This window comes from Nitratireductor sp. GCM10026969, from assembly GCF_042660605.1.
Classification (GTDB): Bacteria; Pseudomonadota; Alphaproteobacteria; order Rhizobiales; family Rhizobiaceae; genus Chelativorans.
The window spans coordinates 1-8,212 of the sequence record NZ_JBHSUM010000176.1 but is presented as its reverse complement, the minus strand read 5'-3'; the positions used below and the strand labels follow the sequence as shown (position 1 = coordinate 8,212).

General features: G+C 64.9%; 6 protein-coding genes. 2 read left to right on the top strand and 4 right to left on the bottom strand.

Annotated features, from left to right (window positions below):
* Nucleotides 1–3,326: transcription-repair coupling factor (mfd, locus tag ACFP9U_RS22015; RefSeq protein WP_378624751.1), on the top strand; the 3,326-nt coding region annotated here is incomplete at its 5' end.
* 71 nt (nucleotides 3,327–3,397) lie between these two features.
* Here the strand turns inward: mfd and ACFP9U_RS22010 are convergent.
* On the bottom strand, nucleotides 3,398–4,084 hold the full coding sequence (locus tag ACFP9U_RS22010) for a DsbA family oxidoreductase (protein ID WP_378624749.1): 687 nt from the start codon (nucleotides 4,082–4,084) through the stop codon (nucleotides 3,398–3,400).
* Nucleotides 4,085–4,093: 9 nt separating this feature from the next.
* On the bottom strand, nucleotides 4,094–5,887 hold the full coding sequence (locus ACFP9U_RS22005) for an extracellular solute-binding protein (RefSeq protein ID WP_378624752.1): 1,794 nt from the start codon (nucleotides 5,885–5,887) through the stop codon (nucleotides 4,094–4,096).
* Between the two features lie 306 nt (nucleotides 5,888–6,193).
* On the opposite strand from ACFP9U_RS22005, the gene ACFP9U_RS22000 reads away from it, so the two are divergent.
* On the top strand, nucleotides 6,194–6,832 hold the full coding sequence (locus ACFP9U_RS22000; RefSeq protein WP_378624748.1) for an invasion associated locus B family protein: 639 nt from the start codon (nucleotides 6,194–6,196) through the stop codon (nucleotides 6,830–6,832).
* Nucleotides 6,833–6,913: 81 nt separating this feature from the next.
* Here the strand turns inward: ACFP9U_RS22000 and hspQ are convergent, their stop codons facing one another.
* Both hspQ and ACFP9U_RS21990 read right to left on the bottom strand, forming a co-directional pair.
* A complete protein-coding gene (gene hspQ, locus ACFP9U_RS21995) occupies nucleotides 6,914–7,237 on the bottom strand; it encodes a heat shock protein HspQ (protein ID WP_322451524.1) in 324 nt (107 codons plus the stop codon).
* A 77-nt stretch (nucleotides 7,238–7,314) separates the two neighbouring features.
* On the bottom strand, nucleotides 7,315–8,212 hold an 898-nt coding region (locus ACFP9U_RS21990; RefSeq protein WP_378624746.1), incomplete at its 5' end, for an FAD-dependent monooxygenase.

Genomic DNA, 8,212 nt, shown 5'->3' with positions numbered 1-8,212 from the left:
AGGCGCTGCGCTTTGCCGCGCCGGGGCTGCCGCTGCTCGAGCTGCCGGCGTGGGACTGCCTGCCCTATGACCGGGTTTCGCCGGGTGCCGATGCAGCCGCCAGACGCCTCGATGCGCTGTCGGCCATGGCTTCGCTCAGGCGCAAACCGCATCGCGCCATCGTGCTCGTCACGGCCAATGCGCTCCTGCAGCGCATGCCGCCGGTCGACCGGATCGCGGCGCAGGGGTTCCGTGCCAAGCCGGGCAATCAGGTCGATATGGAGGCGCTGATCGCGCGTCTCGAAATGGGCGGCTTCGAGCGTGTGCCCACCGTCCGCGATGTCGGCCAGTTCGCCGTGCGCGGCGGTATTCTCGACCTTTTCGCGCCGGGCTGGGACGATGCGCTCCGGCTCGATTTCTTCGGTGACACGCTGGAATCCATCCGCACCTTCGACGTGGCGAGCCAGCGCACCACCGGACAGAGGCCCGAGGTTTCGCTTCAGGCGATGAGCGAGGTGACGCTCACGCCGGAGACCATCAGCCGTTTCCGCCGCAACTATATCGAAGCCGTCGGCGCGCCCTCGCGCGACGACGCGCTCTACGCGGCGGTCTCCGAAGGGCGGCGCTACTCCGGTATGGAGCACTGGTTGCCGTTGTTCTACGAGGGGCTCGAGACGCTCTTCGATTATCTGCCGGAGGCCCCGGTGGTCTTCGACCATCTGGCGAAGGAGGCGATCGGCGAGCGCCATGCGCTCGTTCTCGATCACTATGATGCGCGCAAGCGGCAGATGGAGAGTGCGGGGCTCGGCGAGGCGGTGCCCTACAAGCCCATCGCGCCGTCGAGCCTCTATCTCACGCCGGAGGAGATCACCGAGGCCGCCGAAGCGCGCCGGCTCGTCCGCTTCACGCCGTTCGCCACGCCGGAGGAGGGCGGAAAGGTCGTTCATGCCGGTGCCCAGGCCGGCTACAATTTCGCCGAGGAACGTGCCGACCCCAACGCCAATGTCTTCGATCACGTGGTCAGGCACATCGGCGCCTTGCGCGCCGGCGGCAAACGGGTGCTGATCGCCGGCTGGAGCGAGGGATCGGCCGACCGCCTCGGCCAGATCCTCGCCGAGCACGGGCTGGGCAATGTCGTGCGCGTGCAGGATATCTCGGAACTCTCCGGGCTCGAGGCGGGACAGGCCGCGCTCGGCATTCTGCCCCTGGAGGCGGGATTCGAGACCGGGCGGCTCGCCGTCATCGCCGAGCAGGACATCCTGGGCGACCGCCTCGTGCGGCGCTCGAAGCGGCGCAAGAAGGCGGCCGACTTTATCTCCGAGGTCAACGCGCTTTCGGAAGGCGACATCGTCGTCCACACCGATCACGGCATCGGCCGCTTCGTCGGCCTCAAGACCATCGAGGCGGCTGGCGCGCCGCACGAATGCCTGGAATTGCGCTATGCGGGCGATGACCGGCTGTTCTTGCCGGTCGAGAACATCGAGCTTTTGTCCCGCTACGGCTCCGATGCGGCCGAAGCCGTGCTCGACAAGCTCGGCGGCGTAGCATGGCAGTCACGCAAGGCAAAGCTCAAGAAGCGGCTCCTGGAGATGGCGGGCCAGCTCATCCAGCTTGCGGCCGAGCGGCAGATGCGCCCGGCAACCAAGCTCTTGCCGCCGGATGGGCTTTACGGCGAGTTTGCCGCCCGCTTCCCCTACGACGAAACGGACGACCAGCAGAACGCCATCGATGCCGTTCTCGATGATTTCAGCTCGGGTCGGCCGATGGACCGGCTGGTGTGCGGCGATGTCGGTTTCGGCAAGACGGAAGTGGCGCTGAGGGCGGCGTTCGTCGCGGCGATGGAAGGGCTTCAGGTGGCCGTCGTGGTGCCGACGACACTGCTCGCCCGCCAGCATTACAAGACCTTCGCCGAGCGCTTCGCCGGCCTTCCGGTACGGGTGCGCCAGGCTTCGCGCCTGGTCGGCTCCAAGGAGCTGTCGCAGACCAAGAAAGGGCTTGCCGATGGCACGGTGGATATCGTCGTCGGCACCCACGCGCTGCTCGGCTCCTCGGTCACCTTCAACAACCTGGGTCTGCTCATCATCGACGAGGAGCAGCATTTTGGCGTGAAGCACAAGGAGCGGCTGAAGGAACTGAAGAGCGACGTGCATGTGCTGACCCTTTCGGCCACGCCCATTCCACGCACGCTTCAGCTGGCGCTGACGGGCGTGCGCGAGCTGTCGCTCATTGCCACGCCGCCGGTCGACCGCATGGCGGTACGCTCCTTCATCTCGCCCTTCGACCCGCTGGTCATCCGCGAAACGCTCCTGCGCGAGCGCTATCGCGGCGGACAGAGCTTTTATGTCGTCCCCCGCATCTCCGACCTTGCCGAGGTGCACCAGTTCCTGGCCGAACAGGTGCCGGAACTGAAGGTGGCCACGGCGCACGGCCAGATAGCGTCAGGCGAGCTCGACGACATCATGAACGGCTTCTATGACGGGCAGTACGACGTGCTCCTGTCGACGACCATCGTCGAATCCGGTCTCGACATTCCCACCGCCAACACGCTGATCGTGCATCGGTCGGATATGTTCGGCCTTGCACAGCTTTATCAGTTGCGCGGCCGCGTCGGCCGCTCCAAAGCGCGCGCCTACGCGCTTTTCACGCTCCCGGCCAACAAGAAGCTGACCGCCACCGCCGAGCGGCGACTGAAGGTGCTGCAGTCCCTCGACACACTGGGCGCGGGCTTCCAACTCGCCAGCCACGACCTCGACATTCGCGGCGCCGGCAACCTGCTTGGGGAGGAGCAGTCGGGGCATATCAAGGAGGTGGGCTACGAGCTTTACCAGCAGATGCTGGAAGAGGCCGTGGCCGAGCTGCGCGGCACGGGCGAGGCGGCCGACACCGGCTGGTCGCCGCAGATCACGGTCGGCACGGCGGTGATGATCCCGGAGGAATACGTGCCGGACCTGCAGCTTCGCCTCGGGCTCTACCGCCGCCTCGGCGAACTGGAGAGCGCGGAGGAGATCGACGCCTTCGGTGCCGAGCTCATCGACCGTTTCGGCCCGCTGCCCGAAGAAGTGCAGCATCTGTTGAAGATCGTCTTCATCAAGGCGCTGTGCCGCCGCGCAAACGTGGAAAAGCTCGATGCGGGCCCGAAAGGCGTCGTCATCGCCTTCCGCAATCAGAACTTCCCCGAGCCGGCCGGTCTCGTCCGCTTCATCGCAGAGCAGGGCGTGCTCGCCAAGATCCGGCCGGACCAGAGTGTCGTCTTCATGCGTGACTGGCCGACGGCCGAAAAGCGGCTGGCGGGCGCTGCCACTGTCATGACGCAGTTGGTCAGGTTGGCGGAGAAGAAGGCAGCGTAAGGGACTCGTCTTGCAGTCCGGGATGAAGGTGTGAGCTGAAATCCCGTCCCCTGACCGTTGATTTTTTTCGACTAATCCATGTTGGGATCGTCCAGCTCCCCCCGCGCCTTGGCAGACCGCACCTGTGCGATGGCATCGGCCAGCCGTTCTGGCGGTTGCGCGCCCATGATGGCGTAACGACCTTCCAGAAGAAAGCACGGCACGCCGGTGACACCCATATGCTGGGCGGTCGCGATCTCGGTCTTTACTTCCTCCGCATCGGCTGGCGTGGGAAGCAGGGTCTCGGCTGCCGAGGTATCCATTCCGGCTTCGCGGGCGGCGTCCAGAAGGGTCGGGGCGGCACCGATATCGGCCCCTTCCTCGAAGTAGAGCCGGAACAAACGGGCGACCAGCCGCCCTTGCACATCCGTGCCCTCGGCCGCCGCCCAGCGGATCAGGCGGTGAGCATCGAGCGTGTTGGGCGTGATGCGTATCGCCTCGAAGGCGAAAGCGATTCCCGCCGCCGCTCCGATCTCGCGCAGGCGCTCGTGCATGGCATCGATGCGTTCGCGGCTGCCGAACTTGTCCAGCAGGTATGTATCCCGGTCTCGGCCCCCGGGAGGAATAGTCGGATCCAGCTGGTAGGGGCGCCAGGAGACCGACACCTTCGCGCCGCCCAACCGGACCAGCGCCCGTTGCAGGTTGCGCTGTCCGACATAGCACCACGGGCATACCACGTCCGAGACGACGTCAACCCGGATGTCTTCCTCGGATTCCATCGCTCATGCCTATTCCGGCTTGCGCCACCAGGTCGACAGGTCGTAACCGTTGAGCGGCGCGGTTTCGGGATGCTCCAGATAGTTCCAGTAGGCGATCCACTTCTGCGTATTGTGCTGCAGCGGCACGAGATACGCGCCAGACATCAAGAGCCGGTCGAGAGCACGGACGGCCGCAACGTAGATTTCCGCCTCGCGCGCATTGAGCATTGCCTCGATCATGGCGTCCACTGCCGGATCGGCCACCCCGGCAAGGTTGAACGAGCCTTCCACATCGGCCGAAGCGGAGCCCCAGCGGCCGATCTGCTCCGCCCCGGGGGACAGCGAGCCGGAGAAGCCGACCGGCGCGATGATCATGTCGAATTCGAAGCGCTGCTTGCGTTGCTGCATCTGCGAATCGTCCAGCATGCGCAGGCTCACCGCGATGCCGAGCTTGCGAAGCATGCGCTGGAAGACCGTCGCGAAGCGCTCCTGCTCGCTCGAGACGAGAAGGATCTCGAAGGTGAACGGCCGTCCCTGCGGATCCTTCAACATGTTCCCGTCAAGTGCGTAACCCGCTTCCTTAAGCATTGAAAATGCCTCGCGCAGGGTCTCGCGTTCGATTCCATGCGCCTTGTCGGCATCCTTGCCGTAGGTCCCGTCCATGACGGAGGGAAGGACCTTATCGGCATAGGGTTCCAGGAGTTTCTTCTCGATCGGCCCGGCAGGGCGCCCGAGCGCGGACAGTTCCGAACCCTGCCAGTAACTCAGCGTGCGGCGGTACTTGCCATTGTAGAGGTTCGCGTTGACCCAGCCGAAGTCGTAGAGCATCGACAGGGCACGGCGGACCCTGGGATCTGTGAATTTCTCCCGACGCGTGTTGAAGACGAAGCCAAGGACCACCGGCGGAATCTTCGTTTCGAAGGACTCCAGAGCCACATCCCCGTTGTGCACGGCAGGGAAGTCGAAGTCGCGGGCGACCTCGTTAGGGCCGAGCCCGGTGTAGATCGCCCCGGCATAGGCGGAGCAGTTGCCCGCCTTGAACGCTTCGAACTGGGCGTTGCCGTTGAGGAAGTAGTCGATGGTGATGCGGTCGTAATTGGCAAAGCCGCGCATGGAGGGCACGTCCGCACCCCAGTAGTCGGGATCGCGCTTGAAGACGATGCGCTCGCCCGGCTTGACCGTCTCGATCGTGTAAGGGCCGCTGCCGATGACCGGCTTCAGCGTCGACTGGTTGAAGGTTTCGCGGTCGAAGCCGTGCGCCGGGATGACGGGCGTCATAGCGACGATCAGCGGAAATTCGCGGTCGGCCTTCTCGTTGAAGATGAAGCGCACGCTGCGCGCCCCGGTCTTCTCGATCTCTTCAATCCGGTCCATGCGGGTGCTGTAGGGCGGCCGCCCCTTTTCGGCGAAGGTCTCGTAGGTGAAGATGACGTCCTCAGGCGTTACCGGCTTGCCGTCGGACCATCGCGCGTCGGGATTGAGGTGGAATTCGGCGTAGCTGCGCTCCTCGTCCATCTCCACCGATTCCGCCAGAAGCCCGTAAAGCGAGAAGGGCTCGGCGTCGTTCCGGCGCATCAGTGGCTCGAACACGAGGTTGCCGAAGATGGTGTCGATCACGCCGCGCGCGGTCGTGCGCATGCTTTTGAGAATGAAGGGGTTCAGGTTGTCGAACGAGCCGACGACGCAATAGGTGATCGCGCCCCCCTTGGGTGCTTCAGGGTCGGCATAGGGAAAGTGGTCGAAATCTGCGGGCAGGGCAGGCTCGCCGTTCATGGCGATCGCGTGGGCAGGGGCGCTGCCGGCCAGCGCCTGTCCGGCGCCCATAGCAAGCCCGATCGCCATCAAAATCGAAAGCGAGACCATGCGGGACATCGTTGCGGGACCTCGTGTGGAACGTGGTGCTGATTCGGGCAGATGAAGCTCTTCTCACCTCGGCGGCTACCTTTGTCCATGTCCTGGACCGTATCAAGGCATTCGCTTGATTTTTGGAAGAAGGCGGGTGCGGCACTGGATTTCAAAGCCGGGCCGTTGTAACACGCCCGCGAGCCTTGCTATCGCCGCATTCGGCCAACAGGAAACGGTGCCGGGCGCAGCCTGGTGGCCGTGAATTCGAGAGGAACAGGAAGCGAAATGATGAGCCTGAAAGCAAGAGCGAACCGCACGGCGACCGCTTTGTTCGGTGCGCTCGGCGTGGCCGTCGCCGGCTATGGCGGCGCCGCGATGGCGCAGCAGCAGGGGGATCAGCCGCCGCAGGGTTGGTTCAAGGCGTGCACCAAGCAGGAAGAGGTCGATGTCTGCAACGTGCAGTTCCTGCGCCGGGCCGGAACCGGCCAGCTGGTGACGAGCGTCAACCTGATCGAGGTCGAGGGCAAGGTGAACCGGCGCGTGCTGCAGATCGCGGTGCCGACCGGCCGCCTGATTCCGCCGGGAATCGGCCTGCAGATCGATGGCGGATCCACCCAGAAGATCGACTACGCCGTTTGCGTTCCCGACCGCTGCGTGGCCGAGGCGCAGCTTAACGACGAGATCGTCAGTTCCTTCAAGCGCGGTTCCGAGCTGACGCTTACCTCGGTGAATTTCCAGAACCAGCCGAACCCGGTCAACATCACCCTGCAGGGCTTTACCGACGCCTATGACGGAGAGCCGTTGCAGCAGGACGATCTGGACGACCGTCAGCGCAAGCTGGAGGAATACGTCAACAAGAATACCGAGGAGTTCGCCGACCGTCTGCGCCAGGCCCAGGAAAGGGCGAAGCAGGATTCGGAATAGGGACGCTTCAACGAGACGGATACGAATGCGAAACAGGGCCCGAAAGGGCCCTGTTTTCGTTTCCGCAGCGGTGCGCCTTACTCAATGATGATGGCGCTGGCGCGGTTCGTAGCGTCCGTCGGCCGTCTCCACGAACAGTTCGGAAAGCTGTGGATGACGAACGGGTTCGCCCGACTCGTCTTCCAGCAGGTTCTGTTCGGATACGTAGGCGACGTATTCCGTCTCCTCGTTCTCGGCGAGGAGGTGGTAAAACGGCTGCTTTTTCGACGGTCGCACCTCGGCCGGAATGGCTTCGTACCATTCCTCGGTGTTGGCGAATTCCGGATCGACGTCGAAGATCACCCCGCGGAAGGGGAAGAGCCGGTGCCGGACCACCTGGCCGATGGAAAATTTCGCTGTTCTCATCTTTTGCATCGCATTTGCCCTTGCCTTCATATGTGGCGCAGCTTTGCACGTAATTCAATCCCGCCGCGAAGGGCGGCTCAGGAACGGCGGGCAAAGGGCGGCAGGAGTGCGGCGAGGCCGCTGCCCGGACGCATGCCCTCGCGCATGAAGAAACCGCGCAGGAGGGGCATGCTGTCGAGAAGTCCGAGACCGGCGCTGCGCGCGAGCTGGGCGGGAAGCAGAGACGTGAGAAGGGAGGCGTTGAAGAGGTTGACCACGCGGCTGCGCGCCGTGATGTCGGGCCGGCGACGCGCATCGTAGCGCTCGAGCGCGGCCGGCGCGCCGGGATCCTGTCCATGTGCGTGGACGATTCGGGCAAGCTCTGCCACGTCCCGCAGACCCAGATTAAGGCCCTGTGCGGTAATCGGTGGGAAAACATGCGCCGCTTCACCGACGAGCGCGATCCGTCGGGCGGCGAAGCGGGCCGGCAGGGCCGTCGAGAGCGGATAGACCTGGCAGCCGGGCTCCACCGCAACCCTGCCGAGAATGGACTGCAACTGCCGTTCCAGGCGCTCGGAAAGGGCGGTCTCGTCGAGCGTTTTCAAGGTTTCGGCATTGGCGGGCTGCATCACCCAGACGAGGCTGGAGCGGAAGCCGCCCGGCAAGGGAACCTGTGTGCAAGGTCCGTGCTCGGTGTGGAACTCCGTCGAGGTGAAGCCGTGGTGCCGTGTATGGCCGAAATTCAGCACCAGCGCGCTTTGCGGGAGGGGGCGGGTCCGGGTGGCGATACCAGCGGCCTCCCGGGCCGGTGATTTGCGGCCGTCGGCCGCCACCGCCAGGACGGCGCGGACCGTCGTCGCGTCCGCCAGCCTTGCGGTGACGGAGTCTGCAGCGGGCTGCCAGTGCTCGACCATGCATTCGTGCCAGCGGATGCCCGGCTCCGCGCGCGCCCGCTCCGCCAGCGCCCGGTTGAGCGCCGCGTTCGGGATGTTGAAG

What these genes read in the sequence shown, in the direction of transcription:
- ACFP9U_RS22010 (WP_378624749.1), bottom strand. Translation starts at nt 4,084, where the DNA reads ATGGAATCCGAGGAAGACATCCGGGTTGACGTCGTCTCGGACGTGGTA.
- ACFP9U_RS22005 (WP_378624752.1), bottom strand. Translation starts at nt 5,887, where the DNA reads ATGGGCGCCGGACAGGCGCTGGCCGGCAGCGCCCCTGCCCACGCGATC.
- ACFP9U_RS22000 (WP_378624748.1), top strand. Translation starts at nt 6,194, where the DNA reads ATGATGAGCCTGAAAGCAAGAGCGAACCGCACGGCGACCGCTTTGTTC.
- hspQ (WP_322451524.1), bottom strand. Translation starts at nt 7,237, where the DNA reads ATGAGAACAGCGAAATTTTCCATCGGCCAGGTGGTCCGGCACCGGCTC.